21 protein-coding genes are annotated in these 24,367 nt (G+C 71.3%); 11 read left to right on the plus strand and 10 right to left on the minus strand.

What is annotated here, in order from left to right:
• The first annotated feature begins 12 nt into the window (after positions 1-12).
• On the plus strand, positions 13-1,275 hold the full coding sequence (locus DFJ67_RS19240) for an MFS transporter (protein WP_203784301.1): 1,263 nt from the start codon (positions 13-15) through the stop codon (positions 1,273-1,275).
• A 265-nt stretch (positions 1,276-1,540) separates the two neighbouring features.
• Here DFJ67_RS19240 and DFJ67_RS19245 read toward each other — a convergent pair whose 3' ends face one another.
• On the minus strand, positions 1,541-3,997 hold the full coding sequence (locus DFJ67_RS19245) for a GcvT family protein (RefSeq protein WP_116069255.1): 2,457 nt from the start codon (positions 3,995-3,997) through the stop codon (positions 1,541-1,543).
• 134 nt (positions 3,998-4,131) lie between these two features.
• Between DFJ67_RS19245 and DFJ67_RS19250 the strand changes: the two genes are divergently transcribed.
• From DFJ67_RS19250 to DFJ67_RS19290, 9 genes are all read left to right on the plus strand, one after another.
• A complete protein-coding gene (locus DFJ67_RS19250) occupies positions 4,132-5,079 on the plus strand; it encodes a choline/ethanolamine kinase family protein (RefSeq protein WP_116069256.1) in 948 nt (315 codons plus the stop codon).
• Positions 5,080-5,100: 21 nt separating this feature from the next.
• Complete coding sequence (locus DFJ67_RS19255) at positions 5,101-6,675, plus strand: amino acid permease (RefSeq protein WP_116069257.1); 1,575 nt, start codon at positions 5,101-5,103, stop codon at positions 6,673-6,675.
• Positions 6,676-6,756: 81 nt separating this feature from the next.
• The gene (locus tag DFJ67_RS19260) at positions 6,757-7,938 is read left to right on the plus strand and encodes a FadR/GntR family transcriptional regulator (protein WP_203784302.1); all 1,182 of its coding nucleotides are present in this window, start codon (positions 6,757-6,759) and stop codon (positions 7,936-7,938) included.
• Positions 7,939-7,988: 50 nt separating this feature from the next.
• On the plus strand, positions 7,989-9,356 hold the full coding sequence (locus DFJ67_RS19265) for a glutamine synthetase family protein (RefSeq protein ID WP_116069259.1): 1,368 nt from the start codon (positions 7,989-7,991) through the stop codon (positions 9,354-9,356).
• 40 nt (positions 9,357-9,396) lie between these two features.
• Positions 9,397-10,752, plus strand: coding sequence for an aldehyde dehydrogenase family protein (locus tag DFJ67_RS19270; protein WP_116069260.1), 1,356 nt, complete (start codon positions 9,397-9,399; stop codon positions 10,750-10,752).
• Between the two features lie 8 nt (positions 10,753-10,760).
• Positions 10,761-11,525, plus strand: coding sequence for a 3-oxoacyl-ACP reductase (locus tag DFJ67_RS19275; protein WP_116069261.1), 765 nt, complete (start codon positions 10,761-10,763; stop codon positions 11,523-11,525).
• 61 nt (positions 11,526-11,586) lie between these two features.
• Positions 11,587-12,300, plus strand: a complete 714-nt coding sequence (locus tag DFJ67_RS19280) for a gamma-glutamyl-gamma-aminobutyrate hydrolase family protein (RefSeq protein WP_116069262.1) — start codon at positions 11,587-11,589, stop codon at positions 12,298-12,300.
• Positions 12,301-12,582: 282 nt separating this feature from the next.
• Positions 12,583-13,296 carry a gamma-glutamyl-gamma-aminobutyrate hydrolase family protein gene (locus DFJ67_RS19285; protein WP_116069263.1) on the plus strand — a complete coding sequence of 238 codons (714 nt, stop codon included), beginning with the start codon at positions 12,583-12,585 and terminating at the stop codon, positions 13,294-13,296.
• A gap of 44 nt (positions 13,297-13,340) precedes the next feature.
• Positions 13,341-13,931, plus strand: coding sequence for a pyridoxamine 5'-phosphate oxidase family protein (locus tag DFJ67_RS19290; protein ID WP_116069264.1), 591 nt, complete (start codon positions 13,341-13,343; stop codon positions 13,929-13,931).
• On the opposite strand, the gene DFJ67_RS19295 is transcribed toward DFJ67_RS19290, so the two are convergent.
• Both DFJ67_RS19295 and map read right to left on the minus strand, forming a co-directional pair.
• Positions 13,892-14,518: a VIT1/CCC1 transporter family protein gene (locus tag DFJ67_RS19295; protein WP_116076402.1), complete on the minus strand. Its 627-nt coding sequence runs from the start codon at positions 14,516-14,518 to the stop codon at positions 13,892-13,894. The two genes, DFJ67_RS19290 and DFJ67_RS19295, sit on opposite strands and share 40 nt — an antisense overlap.
• Before the next feature lie 83 nt (positions 14,519-14,601).
• Positions 14,602-15,459 (minus strand): type I methionyl aminopeptidase, encoded by an 858-nt coding sequence (gene map / locus DFJ67_RS19300; protein ID WP_116069265.1) that lies wholly within the window; start codon positions 15,457-15,459, stop codon positions 14,602-14,604.
• A gap of 66 nt (positions 15,460-15,525) precedes the next feature.
• Here map and DFJ67_RS19305 point away from each other — a divergent pair, with 66 nt between their 5' ends.
• On the plus strand, positions 15,526-15,831 hold the full coding sequence (locus DFJ67_RS19305) for an STAS domain-containing protein (protein WP_116069266.1): 306 nt from the start codon (positions 15,526-15,528) through the stop codon (positions 15,829-15,831).
• Positions 15,832-17,985: 2,154 nt separating this feature from the next.
• Here the strand turns inward: DFJ67_RS19305 and DFJ67_RS19310 are convergent.
• The 7 genes from DFJ67_RS19310 to DFJ67_RS19340 all read right to left on the minus strand — a co-directional run bounded on the left by DFJ67_RS19310 (position 17,986) and on the right by DFJ67_RS19340 (position 24,222).
• Positions 17,986-18,702, minus strand: coding sequence for a nucleotidyltransferase domain-containing protein (locus DFJ67_RS19310; protein ID WP_239097328.1), 717 nt, complete (start codon positions 18,700-18,702; stop codon positions 17,986-17,988).
• 129 nt (positions 18,703-18,831) lie between these two features.
• A complete protein-coding gene (locus tag DFJ67_RS19315; protein WP_116069268.1) occupies positions 18,832-19,296 on the minus strand; it encodes a nitroreductase family deazaflavin-dependent oxidoreductase in 465 nt (154 codons plus the stop codon).
• Between the two features lie 20 nt (positions 19,297-19,316).
• Positions 19,317-22,037, minus strand: coding sequence for an FtsX-like permease family protein (locus tag DFJ67_RS19320; RefSeq protein ID WP_116069269.1), 2,721 nt, complete (start codon positions 22,035-22,037; stop codon positions 19,317-19,319).
• Positions 22,034-22,747, minus strand: coding sequence for an ABC transporter ATP-binding protein (locus tag DFJ67_RS19325; protein WP_116069270.1), 714 nt, complete (start codon positions 22,745-22,747; stop codon positions 22,034-22,036). Before DFJ67_RS19325 ends, DFJ67_RS19320 begins: the two co-directional genes overlap by 4 nt.
• Positions 22,744-23,322, minus strand: a complete 579-nt coding sequence (locus DFJ67_RS19330) for a PadR family transcriptional regulator (protein WP_116069271.1) — start codon at positions 23,320-23,322, stop codon at positions 22,744-22,746. The genes DFJ67_RS19325 and DFJ67_RS19330 overlap by 4 nt, the downstream gene beginning before the upstream one ends.
• Positions 23,323-23,365: 43 nt before the next feature.
• Positions 23,366-23,785 carry a ferritin-like domain-containing protein gene (locus tag DFJ67_RS19335; protein WP_116069272.1) on the minus strand — a complete coding sequence of 140 codons (420 nt, stop codon included), beginning with the start codon at positions 23,783-23,785 and terminating at the stop codon, positions 23,366-23,368.
• Complete coding sequence (locus DFJ67_RS19340; protein ID WP_409362946.1) at positions 23,782-24,222, minus strand: hypothetical protein; 441 nt, start codon at positions 24,220-24,222, stop codon at positions 23,782-23,784. Before DFJ67_RS19340 ends, DFJ67_RS19335 begins: the two co-directional genes overlap by 4 nt.
• Between the last annotated feature and the right edge of the window lie 145 nt (positions 24,223-24,367).

Consider the following 24,367-nt stretch of genomic DNA (forward strand, 5'->3'; position numbering starts at 1 on the left):
CATGATGTCCGCGTGAGCCTCCTCGCCGAACCCGACTTCCGCCGCTACTGGGCGGCCCGCATGGTGTCGGTCACCGGCTCGCTCGTCACCTACGTCGCGCTGCCCGTGCTGATCTACTCGGTGACCGGGTCGAGCCTGTGGACGGCATTCGTGGTCGTCGCCGAGGGCCTGCCTTACCTGTGCTTGGGCCTGTTCGCGGGCGCCTTGGCCGACCGCCTCGACCGGCGCCGGGTGATGGTCGTCGCCGACCTGGCCAACGGGGTGGTGCTCGGCTCGATCCCGGCCGCCTACGCGTTCGGTGTGCTCACCGCGCCACACGTCCTGGTGGTCGCGTTCCTGACCCAGATCCTGTTCGTCTTCTTCGACGCGGCCAACTTCGGTGCCCTGCCGGCCCTGGTCGGCCGCGGCCGCATCGCCGCCGCCAACTCGGCCGTGCACGGCGGCAGCACGGTGCTGGAGCTGATCGTGCCGGGCGTGGCCGGCGTGCTGCTGACGCTGACCGCGCCGGCCCCGCTGCTGCTCGTCGACGCGGTCTCGTTCGCGGCCTCGGCGCTGCTGGTGCGGGCGATCGGCGTGCCCTTGCAGAGTTCGGCGGTGCTGGCGCCGTCGAGCCTGCTGCGCGACATCCGCGAGGGCGTCGTGTTCCTGAGCCGGCAGCCCATCGTGCGCACCCAGACCATTGTCGGGTGCCTCCAGTCGATGACCGGTGGCGCCTTCATGGGCCAGTTCGTGCCGTGGCTCGACCAGACGCTCGGTGTGCGGCCGACCAACGACGCCCGCCTCGGTGTGATGTATGGGGTGTGGGGCGCGGGCGGCATCGTCGCGGCCGTGCTTTTCCCGCGGCTGGCGCGGCGGATGGGCGAGCCGCGGGTGACGCTGTGGTTCCTGCCGCTGTCGGCCGCGTTCGGAGTGGCTTGCGGTCTGTCCACCAACTGGATGGTGGCGGCGCTGATGCTGACGCTGTGGGCGGTGGTCTACTCGATTGTCATCCTCAACTCGATCACCTTGCGCCAACGGGTGACGCCAGACCGGCTGCAGAGCCGGGTCAACACCGCCGGGCGGATGGCGTCGTTCGGGGTTGGCTGGCCGGTGGGTGCGCTGCTCGGTGGGCTTGTCTCGGAGGCCTCGAGCCCGCGCACGGCCATCATCGCGACGGCGGGGATCACCGGGATCGGCGTGGTGGTCGCGTGGTTCTCGCCGTTGCGCAGGCTGGCCGGCGAACCGATTCCCGACGCCGAGGAGGAGGTGACGCCATCGGTGGAGACCACGGTGTGATTGTTGGCCGCTGTGCGAAGCGAATCGGCCAACTCGTCGACCGCCGCGGGGCCGAGGCGGCGAGTGCGTCGGCGTCGACCGCGGGGTCCGACGTGCTGCACGACCGGTGGGCCGTGACCGGCGGTGGGCCGCGACTAGCGATGGCCTGTGACTGGCGACGGGCCGGGACCGGCGGAGGGCCGCGACCCGGCGGCGGCCGGGACCAGCGGCCGGCCGGGACCGGGTCACGGTCCCCGTTGTCCCCAGCCCAGCTGGCGGCCGCTGATCACCGACCGGGCTGACCCCTGTCCTTCGCAGGCGCGGCAGGGGAGCGGACCCGGCTGTTCGACGGGTCGTACAAGGGCTCGGGCATCACGGTGGCGGCCTGCCATTGGCCGAACATGCCGACCTCGACCCGGGTGCCGTCCGGCACCGCGTCGGGCAGGTAGGCGTAGGCGATCGAGGCTTCCACCCGGTATCCATAGCCGCCCGAGGTCACCCGGCCCACCGGCCGGCCGTCGACGCGGACCGGCTCGGTGCCGAGGCAGACCGCGGTCGGGTCGGCCAGCACCAGGCAGCGCAGGCGGCGCGAAGGCGGTCCGTCGGCGCGGGCGGCGAGCAGTGCCGCGCTGCCGAGAAACGACTTCCCGGCGCGGACCGCGAACGACAACCCGGCCTCGTCGGGCGTGGTCTCCGGTGTGATGTCGGAGCCCCAGACCCGGTAGCCCTTCTCCAGCCGCATCGACTCGATCGCGCGATAGCCCGCCGGCCGGAGCCCATGCTCCTCACCGGCCGCCACCAGCAGGTCCCACAGGGTCAGCAGGTATTCGGTGCTCGCGTAGAACTCCCAGCCGAACTCGCCGACGAAGGTGACCCGCTGGGCCAGCACCGGCACCGGTCCCAGGGTGACCTGGCTGGCCCGCATGAAACGGGCGTCGAGATCTCCGCCGACCAGCGGCGCGACGATGTCGGCGGACGCCGGGCCCCACAGGCACAAACAGCCGTAGGCGCCCGTTACGTCGTCGATCACCACGTCGGCGGGAGCGTGGCGGCGCAGCCAGGCGGCGTCGCGTACCCCCGAAGCGGTGCTGGTCACGACGCGGAAATGGTTGTCGGCCAGCCGGGTCACGGTCAGGTCGGCCTCGATGCCGGCGCGGGTGTTGAGCAATTGGGTGTAGACGACCCCGCCGGGCGGGCGGTCGACGTCGTTGGCGCACATCCATTGCAGGAACGGGAGCGCGCCGGCGCCGCGCACGTCGAGCTTCGCGAACGAGGACTGGTCGAACAGGCCCGCGGCCGACGCGGTCGCCTGGCACTCCGCGGCGATCGCCGGTGACCAGGTGCGGCCGGCCCAGCCGCCGGGGCGGGCCGCGGTCGGGTCGTCGGGCCGCGCGGGGAACCAGTTGACCCGTTCCCAGCCGGCCTTCTCGCCGAGCGCGGCGTCGCCGGTGCGGGGCCAGATCGCGGAGCGGCGCAACGGGCGGCCGGCCGTCCACTCGGTGTGCGGGTAGACCACGTCGTAGTAGCGGGAGTAGGCGTCGAGCGCCTTCTCGGTTGCCCAGGAGCGGCTCGCGGCGTGCCGGCCGAAGCGGCGAATGTCCATATGGGACACGTCGTATTCCGGTTGGCCGTCGACGATCCATTCGGCGATCACCTTGCCCACGCCGCCGGCGGCGGCCAGGCCGTGTACGCAGAAGCCGGCCGCTACCCAGAAGCCGCGGGTCGCCGTCTCGCCGAGGAGGAACTCGCCGTCGGGGGTGAACGCCTCGGCGCCGTTGACGACGCGGGCAATCGACGCCGAACGCAGCGCCGGGACCCTGTGTTGGCCGGCCGCCCACGACTCGGCGAACAGGTCGAGCTCGGGCGGGAACAGGGCGCGTGGTGCCGCAAGCGGTGGACCCGCCGCAGGCCAGCAGACCGAAGGGGTGCGGATGTAGCCGCCGATCAAGAGCCCATTCGGGGATTCGGGATCGTCGGAGCCACGGAAGTAGACGATGTGGTCCGGGTCGCGGACGGTCGGCAACGTGGGCACCGAGTCGAAGGGAAGCGGCGAGCTCACCACGTATTGATGCTTGATCGGCACGACCGGCACCGGAACACCCGCGAGCGCGCCGATGTGGCCGGCCGCGGCTCCTGCCGCGTTGACCACGATCTCGGTCGCCACCCGGCCGGCGGACGTCTCGACCGCCCGGACCCGGCCGTCGACCACCTCGATGCCGGTCACCGTCGTGCTGGTCGCGAAGGTGACACCAAGCGAACGAGCCCCGGCGGCGAGTGCCCCGGCCAGCGCGTCGGGCCGCAGATAGCCGTCGCCGGGCAGCCACCCCGCCAACCGGACGTCGGAGACGTCGAGCATCGGCATTCGGGACGCCAGCGCGGCGGGGGAGAGCAACTCCATCTCCAGGCCGTAGGTCGTCGCCGACGACGCCTGCCGCAGCAGCTCCTCCTCGCGCTCGGGAGTGGTCGCCAGGCGCACGCCGCCGACGCCGCGCCAACCAGGATCGAGCCCGGTCTGGTCGGCGAGTTCCGCGTAGAGGCCCGACGAATACATGATCATGCGGGTCTGGCTGATCGTCGAGCGGAGTTGGCCGACGAAGCCGGCCGAGTGCCAGGTGGTGCCCTCGGTCAGGTCGTGCTGCTCGACGAGCAGCACGTCGGTCCAGCCGAGGCGGGCGAGGTGGTAGGCGATGCTGCAGCCCGCGACCCCGCCACCGATGATCACGACCTGCGCTTCGGTCCGCACAGGTGAGTTCCTACCACCCAAAAGGTAAGACCAAATCGGCTGTCCGGTCAGTGAATTTCTATCCTCGTGAGTATTGACCGATGTGATCACACAGGTCGACACTCCCGCCTAAGAAACGGCATGCGGAGGCGTGCATGCGGATGGCGGACCGACCCGAGGTCGACGACGTGCTGCGGCGCGTCTCGCTGTTCGCCGGGCGCGCGGTGCGTGCCACGCCGATCGACGGCGGCCTTTCACACCACATCTGGCGGATCGACACCGGCGGCCGCAGCTATCTGCTGCGGGTGCTCGATCCGGCGGTTTCCGCGGCGGGCCTCGGCATCCCGCCGGAGCAGGAGATCGACAACACCTCGCGGGCGGCCGACAGCGGTGCCGGCGCCCGGGTGATCGAGGTGTTGCCTGAGGTGCCGGCGCTCGTGCTCGAGTTCCTGCCGGGCCGCACCCTGCACGCGACCGACGTGCGCGACCCGGCCGGCATCAAGCGGATCGCGGCCGCCTGCCGGCGGTTGCACGCGGGGCCGGCGTTCGCCAACGACTTCGACATCCTCGCCAAGCGGCGGGAATTGCTCGACGTCTGCGTCCGGCACGGCCTGCGGGTGCCGGACGGCTACCACGAACGGCAGTCCATCGTGGACCTGATCGCGACGAACCTGTCGCTCTGGCCACTGCGGGCCCGGCCGTGCCACAACGACCTGCTGCCGGAGAACTTCATCGACCTGGCCGGCGAGGTCCGCATCATCGACTACCAACTGTCCGGCAACAACGACCCGGCTTTCGAGCTGGGCGACATAGCGGCCGAGGCCGACTTCGACCCCGACCAGACGGCGGCGCTCGCGGCCGCGTACTTCGGAACGGAGACCGTGTCCGCACTTATCGCGCGGGTCCGGCTCAACCTGATCCTGTCCAACGTCACCTGGACGCTCTGGTTCTCGGTGCACCATGGCCTGCTCCGGGCGCCCGGTTCGACGTTCGACTACTGGAACGAAGCGGCCGACAAGTGGGCCCGCGCGACGTCCGATCTCGACGCACCCGATCTGGGCCGTCTGATCGACACCGCCGCGGGTCGCCCGGCCAACCCCTGACCACCTCCGGGAGGTGTTGCAGTGACGACCACGTCGCCCGCCACGGGTGAGCAGCCACTGGACGATGACGCCCAGCGGCTCGCGGAACTCGGCTACAAGCAGGAACTACGGCGGAAATGGAGCGGATTCTCCAACTTCGCCATCTCGTTCTCGATCATCTCGATCCTGGCCGGCTGTTTCACCACCTTCGGCCAGGCCTGGAACAACGGTGGCCCGGTCGCGATCTCGTGGGGCTGGCCACTGATCTCGATCTTCATCCTGATCATCGGGTTCTGCATGTCGGAGCTCGTCTCGGCCTACCCGACCGCCGGTGGCATCTACTGGTGGGCCGCGACGATGGGCAAGCCGGTGCACGGCTGGTTCACCGGCTGGCTCAACCTGGTCGGCCTGGTCGCGGTCACGGCGTCGGTCGACTACGGCTGCGCGACCTTCCTCAACCTGACCCTGTCGGCGCTCTTCGACGGCTGGGCCGGCACGCTCAACCAGGCGTTCCTGCTCTTCGTGATCATCCTGGCGCTGCACGGCATCATCAACATCTATGGCCACGCCATCATCGACGTACTCCAGAACATCTCGGTCTGGTGGCACGTCGCCGGCGCGGCCGCGGTGGTGCTGATCCTGATCATCGTGCCCGACCACCACCAGAGCTTCCAGTTCGTATTCACCGAACGCTTCAACAACTCGGGCTTCGGCAACGGCGACCACAACGGCTTGATGTTCTGGTTCTTCATCCTGCCGCTCGGGTTCCTGCTGACGCAGTACACCATCACCGGTTTCGATGCTTGTGCGCACGTCTCGGAGGAAACCCGCGGCGCCTCACACGCGGCGGCGCGCGGCCTGTGGCAGTCGATCTTCTACTCGGCGATCGGCGGCTGGATCCTGCTGCTGGCCTTCCTGTTCGCGGCGACCGACGTCGACGCGATCAACAAGGCGGGCGGCTTCTCGGGCGCCATCTTCGAGACCGCGCTCACCCCGGTGATGTTCAAGATCGTCATCGTCATCTCGACCATCGGCCAGTTCTTCTGCGGCATGAGCTGCGTGACGTCGATGTCCCGGATGACCTACGCATTCAGCCGCGACCGCGCGGTCCCCGGCTGGCGGCTGTGGTCGAAGGTCGACCGCAACGGCACGCCGGTGTACGCCATCATCGCCGGCACCATCGCCGGCGGCGTGCTCACCCTGCCGGCGCTCTACCAGTACAACGGCATCCCGGTCGCGTTCTACGCGGTCGTCTCGGTCGCGGTCATCGGCCTCTACCTGGCGTTCCTGATCCCGATCGCGCTGCGCCTGCGGATGGGCGACCGGTTCCGCCCGGGCCCGTGGACGCTCGGCCGCAAATACAAGGTGCTCGGCTGGATCGCGGTGATCGAGATCGCGATCATCTCGATCTACTTCATCATGCCGTTCACCCCGGCCGCGGTCCCGTTCAGCGACGACTTCACCTGGAGCGCAGTCAACTACGCCCCACTGGCCATCGGCGGCGTGCTCCTGGCGGTCTGGCTGTGGTGGCGAATCTCGGCGCGGCATTGGTTCACCGGCCCTCGCCGTACGATCGAGGAACAGGGCGTCGCTCCCGACGTGGCGAACACACCCTGACCCTTGGGCCTGCTGCTCTCCCGTGGCCGGCACAGCGCCGGTCACGGGAGACAGGCCACATCCCATTGGGGGTACGCACCAATGCCCACCGACGCCGCCCGGAAGCGGGTGCGGGTCCCGCGTCCGGCCGCGGCCGACCCACCCCCCACCGCGCCCGACGAACCCCCACCCCCCGACCTCTCTGGCGGCCGGGACGCGGGACTGACCGCGGCGCCACCGCCGCGCGCACGAGGCCGCAAACCCAACAAGGCGGCTGCACCCGATTCGGGCCGCGCGGCGGTTGCGTCGGCTTCGGGCCGCAAGGCGGCGGAGGCGGTGTCGGGCGGCGCGGCGGTTGCGTCGGCATCGGGCCGCAAGGCGGCGGAGCTAGCGTCAGACCGCACGGCGGCGGCAACGGCTTCGGGCCGCAAGGCAGGCGCAGCGGCTGCGGGGCGGGTGGCCGCTGCCGCTAAGGCAGCCGGCGGGACCGCGGTTGTTGCCGTGCCTGGCCGGCAGGCGCGGCGGGCCAACCAGGCGGCGGCCAAGGTCTCCGGCGTGCCGCTCTGGCGGCCGGTTCGGGGTGGGAACGCCTTCGAGATCACCGTGTCGCGGCTCGCGCAGGCGATCCGGCTCGGGCTGGTGGGGGAGGGAGATCGGCTGCCGGCGGAGAGGGAACTCGCCGAGCGCCTTCAGGTCAGCCGGGTCACTCTTCGCGAGGCGATTCGAGCACTGCGGGAGGCCGGTTATCTCGAGTCCCGGCGCGGGCGGACCGGCGGCACCTTCGTCATCTCGCCGGTGACCACGGCCGAGGTTGACAAGGGGCCGAAACCCCAGCCCAAGGGCGACGCGGCTGAGCTTGCGCGGCAGATGGGGGACGCCCTCCATGACGCGCTGGACTTCCGGCGGGTGCTCGAGCCGGGGGCGGCGGGGCTGGCGGCCACGCGTACCCTCGCCGCCGTTGATCGGCAGCATCTTGTCGCCTGCCTGGGCGCCTCGCGTGACCGGGACCCGGCCACCCGGCGGGTTGCCGACTCGCGGCTGCATCTGGCCATCGCCGCCGCCAGTGGCAGTCCTTCGCTGGCCGCCGCCGTCGCGGATGTGCAGCTCACCCTTGATGGGCTGCTCGCGAGCATCCCCGTCATCAAGAAGAACCTGGACCACTCCGACCGGCAACACGCCCGGGTCGTCGACGCGATTCTTGCCGGGGATGGGCTCGCCGCGCGGGCGACGATGGAGCAGCACTGTGACGCTACCGCCGAGCTGTTGCGGGGGTTGCTCGGATGATTGACGACCTAATGGTTTACGAGTAGACCTTTTCTGATGGAGGCGCGAGGATGACCCGAGAACCGGCGCTCACGCTCGAAGAGCTCGCGGTGGCCGTCGACGGCGGCGAGATAGACACCGTCGCGCTCGCGCTCACCGACATGGAAGGGCGCCTGCAGGGCAAGCGGCTGCACGGCCGGTTCTTCCTCGACGAGGTCACCCAGTCCGGCGCTGAGGGCTGCAACTACCTGCTCGCGGTCGACGTCGACATGAACACCGTCGACGGCTACGCGATGTCGAGCTGGGAGCGCGGCTACGGCGACTTCGCCATGGTGCCCGACCTCCGCACCCTGCGCCGCGTGCCGTGGCAGCCCGGCACCGCCCTGCTGCTGTCCGACCTCGCCTGGCTCGACGGCTCCGGCGACGTGGTGGCCAGCCCCCGGCAGATCCTGCGGCGCCAGCTCGAAAGGCTGGCCGAGCACAATCTGACGGCGTACGCCGGGACCGAACTCGAATTCGTGCTCTTCCGCGACTCCTACGAAGACGCCTGGCGGCGCGGCTACCGCGAGATGACCCCGGCCAACCTCTACAACGTCGACTACTCGCTGCTGGGCACCGCGCGGGTCGAGCCGTTGCTGCGCCGGATCCGCAACGAGATGGCCGGCGCCGGGCTGGTGCCGGAGAGTGCCAAGGGCGAGTGCAACCTCGGCCAGCACGAGATCGCCTTCCGCTACGCCGACGCGTTGACCTGCGCCGATCACCATGTGATCTACAAGAACGGCGCCAAGGAGATCGCGGCTCAGGAGGGCATGGCGATCACCTTCATGGCCAAGCCCAACGCGCGGGAGGGCAACTCCTGCCACGTGCACTTCTCGCTGCGCGGGCCCGACGACCGGTCGGCGATGCTCGGTGACGGGCCGGCCCACCTCTCAAAAGTCGGGCAGCACGCGCTGGCCGGTCTGCTGGCCACGATGCGCGACTTCAGCGTGCTCTTCGCACCCAACATCAACTCTTACAAGCGCTACCAGCCGGGCTCGTTCGCGCCGACCGCGTTGCGGTGGGGGAGCGACAACCGCACCTGCGCGCTGCGGTTGGTCGGGCACGGGCAGGGCATGCGGGTGGAAAACCGGGTGCCGGGCGCCGACGTCAATCCCTACCTGGCCATCGCCGCGCTGGTCGCCGGCACGATCCACGGCATCGAGAACGAGTTGCCGCTGGAGGCGGAGTTCACCGGCAACGCCTACGGCGACGAGACCTCGCCCCGGGTGCCTTCGGCGCTGCGCGAGGCAGCGGCGCTCTGGGAGGGCTCCGCGATCGCCCGCGCCGCGTTCGGCGACGACGTGGTCGACCACTATGCCAACCGGGCCCGGGTCGAGCTGGCCGCCTTCGACGCTGCCGTCACCGACTGGGAGCTGTTCCGCGGCTTCGAGCGCTTATGAGGGCCTGTCCACCGGACAGACCCCAGGAGGGGAAACAACAGTGACCGAACTGGTCAACCCGGCAACCGGGCTGGCGATCGAGACCGTGCCGGCGAGCAGTCTCTATGACACCGACGCCGCGATCGAGCGGGCCAACGCCGCGTTCCCGCGGTGGCGGGCGATGGCGCCCGCCGACCGGGCCCGGCTGCTGCGCCGGTTCGCCGCCGTCGTCGACGCGCACATCGAAGAGCTCGCCGAGCTGGAGGTGCGCAACTCCGGGCACACCATCGGCAACGCCCGCTGGGAGGCGGGCAACGTCCGCGACGTGCTCGACTACTACGCCGGTGCGCCCGAACGGCTGATGGGCCGGCAGATCCCGGTCGCGGGCGGGCTCGACGTGACGTTCCACGAGCCGCTCGGCGTGGTCGGCGTGATCGTGCCGTGGAACTTCCCGATGCCGATCGCCGGGTGGGGCTTCGCGCCGGCGCTCGCGGCCGGCAACACCGTGGTGCTCAAGCCGGCCGAGGTGACTCCGCTGACCGCGCTGCGGCTGGGGGAGTTGGCCCTCGAGGCGGGGCTGCCACGGGGTGTCTTCACCGTCGTACCCGGGCGTGGATCCCTTGTCGGTGAACGGTTTGTCACCCATCCGGCGGTGCGCAAGGTGTGCTTCACCGGGTCGACCGAGGTCGGGCAGCGGATCATGCGGGGCTGCGCCGACCAGGTCAAGCGGGTGACGCTGGAGCTCGGTGGGAAGAGCGCAAACATCGTGTTCGCCGACGCCGACCTGGCGAAAGCGGCTGCCGGTGCGCCCGCCGCGGTCTTCGACAACGCCGGCCAGGACTGCTGCGCGCGGTCGCGGATCCTGGTCGAGCGCGGTGTCTACGACCGGTTCCTCGAGCTGTTGGAGCCGGCCGTCAAGGCGTTCCGGGTCGAGGATCCGGCGCTGGAGACGGCGCAGATGGGCCCGCTGATCACCGCGGCGCAACGGTCGTCGGTGGCGTCCTATGTGGATGACGACGCGCGGGTGGCGTTCACGGGCAGTGCGCCAGAAGGACCCGGATTCTGGTACGCGCCAACGGTTCTGCTCGCCGGCTCGCCCAGCGACCGGCACTGGCGCGAGGAGATCTTCGGTCCTGTGGTCTCGGTGCTGCCGTTCGACGACGAGGCCGACGCGATCCGGCTGGCCAACGACACCGAATACGGCCTGTCCGGCTCGATCTGGACCCGCGACACCGGCCGGGCGATCCGGGTGGCCCGCGGTGTCGAGACCGGCAACCTTTCCGTCAACTCCAACTCGTCGGTCCGTTACTCGACCCCGTTCGGCGGCATGAAGCAGTCCGGGCTCGGCCGCGAACTCGGTCCCGACGCGCTGCTCTCCTTCACCGACGTCAAAAACGTCTTCCTCGCTGCAGATTGAGAGGCTCGATGAACAGGCTCCAAGACCGGGTGGCCGTGATCACCGGTGCCGGCAGTGGCATCGGGCTGGCCACCGCCCGCCGCTTCGCCGCCGAGGGCGCGAAGGTGGTCTGCGTCGACGTCGGCGCTACGGCGGGCAAAGCGGCGGCCGACGAGGTCGGCGGTGAGTTCGTGCTGTGCGACGTCGCCGACGAGGCCGGGGTTCGCGACCTGTTCGACGGCGTGGCCGAAAGGTATGGCCGGGTCGATATCGCGTTCAACAACGCCGGAATCTCGCCGCCGGACGACGATTCCATCCTGGAAACCGGGCTCGACGCCTGGGAACGGGTGATCCGGGTCAACACCACGAGCGTCTACCTGTGCTGCAAGTACGCGATCCCGCACATGCGGCGGCAGGGCAAGGGCTCGATCATCAACACCGCCTCATTCGTCGCACTGATGGGCGCGGCCACCTCGCAGATCGCCTACACCGCCAGTAAGGGTGGTGTCCTCGCGATGACCCGTGAGCTGGGCGTCCAGTTCGCCCGTGAGGGGATCCGGGTCAACGCCCTGTGCCCCGGGCCGATCGCCACACCGCTGCTGCTGGAGCTGTTCGCCAAGGACCCGGAGCGGGCCGCGCGGCGCCTGGTGCACGTGCCGATGGGCCGGTTCGGCAAGCCGGAGGAGATCGCGGCGGCCGTGGCCTTCCTGGCCAGCGACGACGCGTCCTTCATGACGGCGGCGCAATTTGTCGTCGACGGCGGAATTACAGGGGCATACGTCACACCTCTGTAGCGATCGTTTGGCGAACGGGTCGCCGGGTAGCAAAGTTGTGGGGAGGAGGTTCTCAGCCAACGTGCGACCTATCGTCGGAATCACGTCCTATGTAGAACCCGCTTCTTGGGGTATTTGGATCGACCAGGATGCGGCCTTGATCAGAAAGTCCTACGTCGACGCGGTGACCGCCGCCGGCGCCCGGGCGGTGATATTGCCGCCGGATGACACCGACGCCGACGTGCTCCGCGCACTCGACGCGCTGATCATCGCGGGCGGCGCAGACCTCGGACCCGACCTCTACGGCGAGACGCCCGGCCCGCTCACCGACAGCCGACCAGACCGCGACCGCGGCGAGTCCGTGCTGCTCCAGGCGGCGCTCCGCACCGACCTGCCGGTGCTCGGCATCTGCCGGGGCATGCAGTTGCTGGCGGTGACCTGTGGTGGCCGGCTGCACCAGCACCTGCCGGATGTGGTCGGTTCCGACAAGCACCGGCCGGGTCCGGGTGTATATGGCTGGCACGGCATCCAGTTGTCGCCGGGTTCGCTGGCCGCCGAGGTGGCCGGTGACGGTCCCGAGGGCGACGGCCGGGTGGAGGTCAACACCTACCACCACCAGGGTGTCGCCGATCCGGGGTCACTGCTGATCACGGCCCGCGCCGACGACGGCGTCATCGAGGCGGTCGAAGACCCGACGAAGCCGTTCGTGCTGGGCGTCCAGTGGCACCCGGAAGAGTCCGGCGAGCGCCGCATCTTCGAATCCCTGGTCGACGCGGCCCGAGCCGGCACGGCTTAACCCGCTCCTCGGCCCGAACAACGTCCGCAGCGATCTGGGGCGGCAGATCTGTCGAGTTGATCTCTGATTCGATAGATCTGCCGCCCCAGACGCGCGGAGCGCGGCCACCGTGGTTGTGTGCCGCGGACCTGGCTCGATGCGCCAGCGAGTTTGTCCGGCGGGAGCGACGGTCCGGACCACCGCGGACCCGGGACCGCGATTGGGCTCTTGAGAAGTTGATCGCGTTATTTGCCTCGGAGAATGTTGGGTTTGATCTGATCGGGGCGCGGCTAGAGTGAGCGCATGTCTCGGCCCGTGATCGGCCTGACCACCTACGCCGAAGAGGCGAGGTTCGGGCTCAACGACACGTTCGCCGCCGTGTTGCCGCTGGCTTACGTGCAGGCGGTGCACAACAGCGGCGGCCGCGCGGTGCTCATCACCCCCGACGCGCCCGATATCGATGCCCTTGACGGGCTCGACGGGATCGTGTTCACCGGTGGGTCTGACGTCGATCCGGCGCTCTACGGGGAGGCGGCGCATCCGACCACCCAGGTCAAGCCCGAGCGCGACGCCGCCGAGATGCTGCTGCTGCGGGCCGCGCTCGCCAAAGACCTGCCGCTGCTGGCCATCTGCCGGGGCATGCAGTTGATGACCGTCGCCTATGGCGGCAAGCTGCACCAGCACCTGCCTGACGTGCTCGGGCACGACAACCACCGGCCGACGTCGGGGCCGAAGTTCGGGTTTCACCGGGTTGATCTGGCGCCCGGGTCGCTGGCCCGGCAACTGCTCGGCGAGTCGCTCGAGGTCAACTCGTTCCACCACCAGGGTGTCGCCGATCCGGGCAAGCTGACCGCCACCGGCTGGTGTCCGGAAGACAACCTGATCGAGGTGGTCGAGGATCCGGCGCTGCGGTTCGCGCTCGGGGTGCAGTGGCATCCGGAGGACACCACGGATCATCGGCTGTTCGCGGCGCTGGTCGGGGCCGCCTCCGGCGGCCGCACGGCTTCCAGCAGCTGAAACCGGCTTCGCTCCGGTTGAGCGCCGGTGGCAGGATCGGGGCCATGGGCAAGCTGCACGAGCGGATCGACGGCCGGCTGCGGGACTTCATCGAAGCCCAGCACATGTTCTTCGTGGCGACCGCGCCATCCGGTGACGGGGGTCACGTCAACCTCTCGCCGAAGGGCATGGCGGGCACGTTCGCGGTGCTCGACGAGCATCGGGTCGCCTACCTCGACTTCCACGGGAGCGGCGCGGAGACGCTGGCCCACCTGCGGCAGAACGGGCGCATCACGATCATGTTCTGCGCGTTCGAGGGGCCGCCCAACATCGTCCGGCTGCACGGGCGGGGAACGTTCACGCCGGTGGGGGATCCGGGCATGGACAGCGCGTTGGCCCACTTCGCGAACCCGCCCGATGTGCATGGGCTGCGTTCCGTGATCACCGTCGACGTCGACCGGATCAGTGACTCGTGCGGCTACTCGGTGCCGTTCATGAGCTATGAGGGCGACCGTGACCTGTTGGTGCGCTGGGCGGAGCGGAAGGACGACGCGGCGCTGGCCGACTACCGCCGCGCGAAGAACACCACCAGCATCGACGGGCTGCCGGCCTTCGATCAGGTCGTGGAGACGCCGATCAGCGTGCCGATCCCGTAAGTGGCCGCAGCCGCCGCGGCACCGAGGACGAGTTGGCGGGCGCCGCTGCCCCACCACGACCGCTGGGTGAAGCGGGCGACCAGGGCGCCGGCCAGGAACAGGCCCGCACCGCCGGCGCCGAGTGCCGCCCACAGGTTGGACAGGCCGGCCAGGTAGGGGATCAGCGGTACGACCGCGCCGATCGAGAAGAAGACGAACGAGAGCAACGCCGCAGCCCACGGGCTCGGGTGATCTTCGGCGTCGACGCCCATCTCCTCCTGGACGTGCACCCGCAGCGCCTCGCGCGGGTTGTCGCGCAGCACCTCGGCGACCTGGGTGGCCAGTTCGCGGGGGAGGCCGCGGCGGATCCAGGCGTTGGCCAACTCGCGGGCCTCGGCCTCGGGGTGCCGTTCCAGTTCGAGCCGCTCTTTGGCCACCTCGGCGCGGACCTGCTCGTTCTGGCTGCGCACGCTGGTGTATTCCCCCAGACCCATCGAGATCGCCCCGGCGACCAGGCCGGCGACGCCGGTGAGTACGAGGGTGTGCGAGGTGACCCCGCCGCCGCCCACGCCGGCGATCAGGGCGATGTTGGTGACCAGCCCGTCCATGGCGCCGAAGACCGCGGGGCGCAGGGTCCCCCCGGAAACATCGGCGTGGTGGTGCGGTGCGGGTAGCTCGCGGTCGAGCCCGGTCACGGAAGGGTCAGGATCTCGTGGCCGTCTTCCGTTACCACGATCGTGTGCTCGAACTGAGCGGTCCACTTGCGGTCCTTCGTGACGACGGTCCAGCCGTCGTCCCACATGTCGTATTCGTAGGTGCCCAGCGTGATCATCGGCTCGATCGTGAAGGTCATCCCCGGCTCCATCAGGTCGGTCGGCCGGGGGCTGTCGTAGTGCGGCACATAGAGCCCGCTGTGGAACGCCTCACCGATGCCGTGCCCGGTGAAGTCGCGCACCACGCCGTAGCCGAACCGTTTCGCATAGGACTCGATCACCCGGCCGATGACGTTGATCTGGCGACCCGTCGCGACCGCCTTGATCCCCCGCATCATCGCCTCGTGGGTGCGCTCGACCAGCAGCCGGTCCTCCTCGGCCACGTCGCCGACCAGGAAGGTCGCGTCGGTGTCGCCGTGCACCCCGCCGATGAAGGCGGTGACATCGACGTTGATGATGTCGCCGTCTTCGAGCACGGTGCTGTCGGGGATGCCGTGACAGATGACTTCATTGAGGCTGGTGCAACACGACTTGGGAAAGCCCTTGTAACCCAGCGTCGACGGGTAAGCACCATGATCCACCAGGAACTCGTGCACCACCTTGTCGATCTCGTCGGTGGTGACGCCGGGCTTGCAGTGCTCCCCGGCAAGCTGCGTGGCCTGCGCGGCGAGCCGGGAGGCGAGCCGCATCCGCTCGATCGTCTCCGGCGTCTGCACGTTGGAACCACGCCAGGGCGTAGGCCCTTTCTTCCCGACATACTCCGGACGGGGAATCGAGGGCGGCACCTGGCGCCACGGCGAGATCTTGCCGGGGGTCAGCTGAGCACGGTCGGCCATGCTTCACACATTAGCGACGCCGACGGGTTGCTTGCCGGGGCCCGAGGGGTGTGCCAAGGTTGTGCCGTGGATCAAGAGGAGACCGTCTTCTCCGCCACCAGCGAGGGTGACGCAGACCACCGCCGAGTGGTCGTGACCGGCGAGGTCGACATGGCCACCGCCGACGCGATGTTCCAGGCCGCGACCCGCGAGCCGGCCGCGAAGGTGACGCTCGACCTGCGCGCGGTGACGTTCTTCGATTCGGCGGCCATCCAGGCATTGGTTCGGCTGACCGATCGGGTTCCGGAGCTGTCGGTGATCCCGTCGCGGCGGGTGCGGCGGGTTCTTGATATCGCCGGGCTGGGCGATCAGGGCTGGCTCTCGCCGGAGTAGGTCTCGATCTGGTCCCGGGTCCGTCGTGGGGGCGACCGTTGCTCCCGCCGGGGATCGCTCCGCCTTCGCTTCGCTTGCCGGGTCCGTGGTTTGGTTTGGGGCTTCGCCCCTTGCCCCTTTCCTGGGTGTTGCCGCATGGGAGCCGCGTAGGGCGTTGGCTCCTGGGTCGGATTGGGGCTTTGCCCCATGGGCTGATTGGGGCTTTGCCCCATGGATTCAGCTGGGGCCCTTTCAGGGGGCGCCCGCAAACCGGGCGCTGCGCCCGCCCGACCGGGGCGTTGCCTCCGGACCCGGGCGGGGTGCTGCCCCTGGACCCGGGTGGCGCTGCCCCTGGACCCGGGTGGCGCGGCCCCTGGACCCGGGCGGGGCGCCGGCCCCGGACGCCCGCGGGGCGCTGCCCCTAAACCCGGGCGGGGCGCTGCCCCTGGACCCGGGTGACGCTGCCCCTGGACCCGGGTGACGCTGCCCCTGGACCCGGGTGACGCTGCCCCTGGACCCGGGTGGCGCTGCCCCTGGACCCGGGCGGGGCGCCGGCGCCGGACGCCCGCGGGGCGCTGCCCCGGGCCCGCCGGGGCGCCAGCTCGACCGGCGCCCTGCCCCAGCGGGGTCCCTGCCCCGGACCCCACTGCGGCGCTGCGCCGGCTCGACCAAGGCGCTGCCCGGACCGGGGCGGCGCTGTCCCGGGACGCCGGCGGGGCGCTGTACCGGGCCCGCCGGGGCGCCAGCTCGACCGGCGCCCTGCCCCAGCGGGGTCCCTGCCCCGGACCCCACTGCGGCGCTGCGCCGGCTCGACCAAGGCGCTACCCGGACCGGGGCGGCGCTGTCCCGGGACGCCGGCGGGGCGCTGTACCGGGCCCGCCCGGGCGCCGGCTCCACCGGGGCGCTGCCTCCGGACCCTGGGCGGGCACTGCGCCGGACGCCCGGCGGGGTGCGGAACCCGGGCCCCACCGGGGCGCCGGCTCGACTGGGGCGCTGCCCCAAGTGGGCCCCGCCCAGACCCCACCGCAGCGCTGCGCCGGCTCGACCGCGGCGCAGCGCTGCGGACCCGGGCGGGGCGATGCCCCCGGACCCGGGGCGGGGCGATGCCCTCGGACCGGGGGGCACTGCCCCCCGCCCCCCGGACCCAACCGGGGCGCTGCGCAGGCCCGACCGGGGCGCTGCGCCGGATCCCACTGCGGCGCTGCGCCGGACCTCACCGCGGCGCTGCCGCACTGGGGCGCTGCGCCGGCTCGACCGCGGCGCTGCCCCCGGACCCGGGGCGGGGCGACGCCCTCGGACCCGTGGGCACTGCCCCCCGGACCCAACCGCGGCGCTGCGCCGGCCCGACCGGGGCGCTGCGCCGGACCCCACTGCGGCGCTGCCCCGGACCTCACCGCGGCGCTGCCGCACTGGGGCGCTGCGCCGGCCCATGGGGGATGGCTTCGTTTGCCTGATCCGCGGTTGGGTTTTCGGGGCTTTGCCCCGGACCCCACCGGGGCGCTGCCCCGGACCCGGCCGCTCTAAAGAGATGCCAGCCCGTGGGGGCGGATCTCCTCGTCGGGCTTCGCTTAGGGCACCAGGATCTCCGGATGGGGACAAGGTCGTTCGTCCAGCTGGGCGCTCCACCTTGTCCCCATCCGGAGATCCTGGTCATTGGTCTACGCCCGACGAGGAGATCCGCCCCGACAGTGCGGGTCTGTGTGTGGTTTCTGCATAAGGCTGAGGCGAAGCGCGGCTTCCGCCTTCCACAGCGCCAACCCCCAGTCATCGCCCGCCAGTGCAACGCCGCCGGCATTCCGTCCCGATGCGCCCACGCAGTGGCCGCTTCGCCCCAAGCGGCTCGCGCCGGCGTGTCGCCGCGCGCCGCGCCGTTCGGACCCAACCCACCCGAGATCTAGGAAAAATCTGGTAGCCATAGCTACCAGATTTTTCCTAGATCTCCTGGGTCAGGGGGCAGCCGACGGCTGCGGCGTTGGATTCCTTGATCATGTGTGTCGGATCTGCATGATTTGGGGTGCCGGCCATGAACATGTGTGCGGCGTCTGCATGACACGCGGCGCTGATGGTTGATGAGCTGCACATGATCAAGCAATGGCGACGTCTCTGTGCTGGTCAGATGCAAACGATCACTGGTCGACGCCCGCGCCCGACCGAGAAAGACCGTCCGGCAAGGAGCTAGCGGTCGAAGAGGTCGCTGACTGTGCCGTCTACCGGGCGGCCGCGGTCGGACAGGTCTTTTGCCTGGTCGCGGAGGATTGTGCCCAGTTCGGTCAGGTCGGCGCTGGCCACTCCGGTGCGGCGGACCGCGTCGGCGCCGTTGCGGAAATAGGTGCGGGTCAGCAGGCCCACCACCGTCGCGGCCGCTAGGCGGGCTTCGGCCAGCATGACCAGGGCCGTGTCCGTTTCATACCAGGCGGCCAGCCGGGTGGCCCGGGCGTGTGCCGACGCGCCCCGGCACCAGGCCTCCCGGGCCAGCGCCGTGAACTCGGCCGTGCGGGCCTCGGCCAGCCGGCCCAGATGGACGTCGCGGAGTTTTTCCAACCACGCCGACGGGTCGTGGATCGCCTTCGTGGTGACGTAACGGTCTGCAGCCAACGGCCATGAGGTCGAGAGCGTTCGGGCGTGGCGTATGTATTCGTCGGCGCCGACCACGCCCAGGTCGACCAGCACTCCGTCGACGCGGCGGGTGACCGGGCGGGGGCCGGCGCCCTGCTTGTAGGTGACGACGACCAAGTCGACGTCGCTGGTGTCGGTGTCGTTGCCGTGCGCGAGTGAGCCGTGCACGCCGATCGCGAGGATGTCAGCCGGATAGCGCCGGCGGGCCGCGTCAGCTACCAGCTCGGCCACCACCCAGCGCGGGTTTGCCAGGTAGGGGTTCGGCTCGTCGCTCACGGCCGTCATTGTGTCGCCTCAGGTGGGGCCGATCCAATGGAACGTCATACGAACCAGGGTGGATGCGCTCCCAGCGAGAAGCTCGTGCGAGGCGCCGCGATGGCACGATGCCGGTACACCGGAGGAGGGTCAGACGCGGTCGAGCCGGAATATGTGGAGCTGCCGACCCCCGGCCCGCTTCTGGTAGGCCGCGTAGCCCGGCCACACCGCGACCAGCCGGGCCCACTGCGCGGCCCGCTCGTCGCCGGAGAGGAGCCGCGCCTTGACCGGAACCGCCGAGCCGCCCAGGGTCAGCGTGGCGGAGGAGTCGGCCAGCAGGTTGAGCACCCACGCCGGCTGTGCGGGGCGGCCCCAGTTCGAGCCGATCACGACGTAGCCGTCGCCGTCGGGCAGGCACAGCAGCGGGTTGTCGCGCCGCTGGCCAGTGCGGCGCCCGCGGGTGCTGAGTAACCCCGACGGGATCAGGCCCAGCGCCACCACGCGGCCGCGGGTGAGCCGGCTGACGATCCGATCCAGGGGTACGAGCAACGGACCCACCCGGGATAGGAACCGGGTGGGTCCGAGGCGTCGGGCGGTCGCCCGGAAGAGTGACATCGGGACAGTGTGCCGGTTGTTCAGTCCGCCCGTCGCTCGATCGGCAGCCGGGCGCGGGTGAGCAGGCCCGTGCCCAGCATCGCGATCACCGGGATCGACACCAACAGGAGCAGGACCACGCCGGGCACGGCGAACGGGTAACCGATCTCGCGCGGCCACTGTCCCGCGAACTGCCGGTTGAAGGCGGCCAGGATGGCCCACCCGGAACCCAGCCCGGCCACCGTGCCGAGCAGCGAACCCAGGCCGGCGATCACGCCGGACTGGCTCAGCGTGAGCACCCGGCGCACGCTCGGCGCGGCACCGATCGCCGCCAGTGTCGACAGGTCGCGCCGCCCGTCGGCCGCGGCCAGGCCGGTGGCGACGAACGTGGCGCCGAGCGCGACCAGGATCGCCGCCGCGGCGAGGATCAGCGCCTCCGTCGGTGTGCCGGTCGGCGGTCCTGTCTCGACGGTGGCGTACCCGCCGCCGGGCAACTCGGCCACCGAGGCGGCCAGCTTGTCCTGTGCGGCCTGGTCCGGCACCCGGCCGGTGGCGATCACGAAGCCCTCCGGCACGGTCTCCAGCCCGAGCGCGGCCGCCGCCGCCGGCGACACGTAGGTGCGTTGCATCCCCTCCGGCGCCAGGCCCTGGCCGACCTCGAGGCCGCTGCGCAGCGCGTACCCGGGGACTTCGGTGGTCTTGATGATCTTTTCGCCGTTGCCCGAGCCGTCTTCGTTGTTGCCGCCCAGTTGCAGCGTGATTTTGCCGTCGTGGACGAGGCGTGGGTCGCTGACCACGGCACCGCCGGCCGCGAGCACCTGAGTGGCCGCCCGCACGTCGGCCTCCGACGGGTGCGACAGCGTGGCGAGGTTGTCGCCGTTGCCGACCACGGTGGTGAAGGGCAGGTTGCCGAAGAAGAAGGACGGCGCCTGGCAGCGCGAGTCGGCCAGTGCCTGTGTCTGCTGCTCGTCGGTGAGCGGCCCGTTGGACTGGCTGAACGGGCAGGCCAGGTCGGCGGGCAGTTGCGGGCGCACGAAGCAGTACTGCTCCTCGCCGTCGACCTTCGGGCAGCCGATCGTGTCGATCTGGCGCACGCCGGTGACGGCGAGGCTGCCGGCCGCCGCGGCGGAGACCCGCTCGACGGTGGGCACGCCATTGGCCCGGTCGCCGATCTGCACGGCGGCGTAGCCCAGCGGCAGGCCCGTCCGGTATTGCTCGACCTGCCGGTCGTTGTCGCTGGCCAGGAACGTGCCGATGGCGACGCAGGCGGCGACCGCGGCCATCACCGCGGAGATCGCCGGCGCGGCGGCGGCGCGGTTGCGGGCAGTGTCGCGCAACGCGATCCGCGGGCCGAGCGGGAACCACCGGCCGAGCGAGGCGACCAGCCCGACCAGGGCCGGCGTGACCAGCACCAGGCCGAGTTCCCCGAACACCAGGCCGGCCACGATGGCCACCGCCCGTGAGGTCGTCGCGCCGCCGACCGCGAGCAGGCCGCCGAAGGCGATCAGGGCGATGCCGAGCACCACCCAGCGGCGCCGGGAGCGCAGCGCGCCGCGGCGGCCGGTCAGGGCCGCGACCACGTCCTGCCGGGCGGCGGCCACGGCCGGCGCCAGCGCGGCCAGCAGGCCGGTGACCAGGGCCAGGCCGGCGACGAGAGCGAGCGCCAGCGGATAGACCCGGTAGCCGCCGGCCCGTTCGTTGGCCACGTAGATCTCGACCAGCGGGCGAGCGATGAACGCGGCGGCGATGCCGAGCGCGACGCCGAGCAGCGCACCGGCCAGGCCGAGCACGACGCCGTCGGCGAGCACTATCCGGCGCAGGTGGGCCGGGGTGCCGCCGTTGGCCGAGACGAGCGCCAACTCGCGGCGGCGGCGGCGCGCGCCGATGGCGAACGCCGGGCCGGCGAGCAGCACCACCTCGAACAGCCCGAGGCCGCCGATCACCGCGGCGATCTGCAAGCCGCCGGGGGTGCCGCCACCGGGGCTTTCCAGCACGCCCTCCGGGTTGGCCGGCGGGTTGAGCAGGACCGAGCGCGACAGCACCACCATGCCGGCCTTGTTGAGCTCGCGGACGTCGGACCAGAGCACCGGGCCCGGCGTCTTGACCAGCCAACCGCTGGCCTGGTCGGGGCTGACCGGGGTGACCATCATCTCGCCGAGGTTGCTGGGCGTCTCGATCACACCCACGACCGAGAATGTTTTGGTACGCGCCGCGTCCTGCACCGTCCCGCCGAGGCGGGCACCGAGCCGGGACAGGGCCTTGTGGCTCAGTGCCACCTCGTCAGCGGCCTTCGGCGCCCGGCCGTCGAGCACCGTGACCAGGCCTTTGGCGAGCGGGTTGCCGGCGTCGACGCCGAGCACCTCGACGCCGCCGATGCCGGTCGCGGTGCGCATGTCGACCCAGGCGCTGCTGGTCCGCAGCACGGAGCTACCCGGCGGGAGCTTGTCGAGCAGGTCGCGATCGGTCGGCTGGAACGGCTCGACCTTTCCGCCGTTCTGAGGGGTCTGCTCGCTGCTCCAGTTGTCGCCGTCGAGGTTCTGCCGCAGCGGGACGCGGTCATACCACTGGATCCGGGCGTCGGCGGCACCGATCTGCCGGTCGAGCTTCTCCGCCGGCCGCAGGTCGAACATGTCGACCGTGACCGCCGCGAACGCCAGCCCGACCACCGGCAGGGTGATCAGCACCAGCACCATCGCGGTGCGGCCCTTGGCCCGGCGGGCTTCGCGCAGCGCGATCCGCAGAGCTGTCCGCCAAGCGCTCATGCCTCAACTCCGAGGAGTTGCTCGGGCTCGCCGACCGGGCTCGTGGTGTCGACCACGACGCCGTCGCGGAGGAAGACCACCCGGTCGGCCCAGGCGGCGTGCCGGGCCTCGTGGGTGACCAGCACGCCGGCCGCTCCGGCGTCGACCCGGCTGCGCAGCAGGCGCAGCACGGCCTCGCCGGTCTGCGAGTCGAGCGCGCCGGTCGGCTCGTCGGCCAGCACCAGGCGGCGTTCGCCGACCAGCGCCCGCGCGATCGCCACCCGCTGTTGCTGGCCGCCGGACATCTCGTCGGGGAAGCGCGGGGCCAGTTCGGCCAGGCCGACCTCGTCGAGCGCGGTGGCGGCCAGCTTGCGGGCCTTGCGCACCCCCATCCCGTCGAGCTCGAGCGGCAGCGCCACGTTTTCCACGGCGGTCAGGCTGGCCAGCAGGTTGAGGTCCTGGAACACATAACCGACGTGCCGGCGGCGGATCCGGGCGAGCTGCTTGCGGTTGAGCGTGCCGAGCACCTCGCCCTCGACCAGCACCTCGCCCTGGCTCGGTGAGTCGAGCCCGCCGGCCAGGTTGAGCAGGGTCGACTTGCCCGACCCGGACGGGCCCATGACGGCGACCAGCTCGCCGGCGGCCACGGAAAGGTCGATGCCCCGCAGGGCGTGCACGGCCGTCTCGCCGGTGCCGTGGGTGCGGTGTACGCCGCGCAGTTCGAGGATCACCGGTGTGCCTCCGTCCGGTCGTCGGCGCTCGCCGGGGCCGCGACCGACCCTGGTGCCGCTGGTTGGTAACGGACCAGGCTGGCCTCGCAGTGGTCGAGCCAGCGCACCTCGGCCTCGGCCTGGAAGACCATCGCGTCGAGGATCAGCCGCCAGGACATGTCCTCCGGCTTGTCGGAGCGCGACTTGAGCCGGGTCAGCTCCTGGAGCGTCTGGATGGTCGCGGTGCGCTGGGTCTGCACCACCGCACGCACGTCGACGCCGGGTGTGGTGAGCGCGAGCGCCAGCTTGATGGCGAGCTCGTCGCGGGGGCGGTCGGTGCGGGCGATCGGGGTGGCGAACCAGACGGTGATCTCGCCACGACCAAGATCGGTCAGCTCGTACGGCCGCTGCCCGCCCTCATTCTCCGGCAGTGGCCGCACCAGGCCGTCCCGTTCGAGGCGGGACAGGGTCGTGTAGACCTGCCCGATGTTGAGCGGCCAGGTGGCGCCGGTCGACTCCTCGAAGGCGGCGCGCAATTGATAGCCGTACATGGGACCGCGCTCGAGCAGCGCGAGCAGGCCGTGTCTGATGGACATGGCTACTGAGTATGCATACGGAGTATGCGGCTGGCAAATCGCCCTAAGACGGGATCTTGCCCGGGAATGCCACGGTGATCGGGTCGATCTTGGCGAACCGGCGCCAGCGGGTGGCCCGCACGGCACAGCCGGTGAGCGCGTCGAGGGCCTGCCGGCGTTGTGGGCCGGCCGTGGCGCCCAGCGCCGCCCGCCAGACGGCACCGGCCTTCTCCTCCACCGAGATCGCGACCCGCAGCGCCGCGGCCCGGTCGACGATCGGCTCCGGCAGCTTGTAGGCGGGTGCGGCCGGCGGCAGCCCGGTGCCGTTGAGGGACAGCACCAGCGCGTCGCGCAGGGCGCGGTGTGCGGCCTCGGCGGCCCGGGCTGCGGTCTGCTCGGCGCCGGTCAGCCGGACCCCGATCGGCCCGTACGCGAAGATCGCGGCGTATTCGGCGGCCAGCGCGGCCGGCAGTTCCCCGGTCACTTGAGTGCCTCCAGGTGGGTCGCGCGGGCGGCGGCGATCGTGCCGACCGGGGCCGCGCGGTGGGCCGGCGTGGCGAGACAGGCCTGGACGGCGGCCTCGTAGCCGGCCTTCTCGGCGACCCGGAGCGCCTCGATCCGGTCTTCGACGGTGCCGGCTGCCGCACCCGCCGAGGCGGACGCGGCGGGGCTCGGCGCCGGCGTGGCCATGATCCGCGCCAGTTCCTTGGCGTGCGCGTCGTGCGCCTCGGCGATCGGGGTCAGCGTGCCGGCCCGGTCCGGGAAGTCGGTGGCCGCCAGCCGGTGCAGGGCGGCCAGCCCGACGGCCTCGTCGGCCAGGGGGAGCAGCGGGTCGGGCGGGGGTGGCTCGTCGGGCTCCCCGCGGAGCAGCCCGCAGCCGCCGGCCGCGCCGGCCGCGAGGGCCGCACCGAGCGCGAGCACGGCACGCCGCCGTACCCGATTGGGAGTTTCGTCCTTTTCCTCACCGCCGCGCACCTGGTCAGTCAACACCATGCGCCGCCCGGTCGGAGGGTTCGGTGCGCCGGCCGGCTGGCCCGTGGCGGAGCGCGTTACGCTCTGCGCAGCC

The organism is Asanoa ferruginea (genome assembly GCF_003387075.1).
GTDB classification, from domain to species: Bacteria; Actinomycetota; Actinomycetes; order Mycobacteriales; family Micromonosporaceae; genus Asanoa; species Asanoa ferruginea.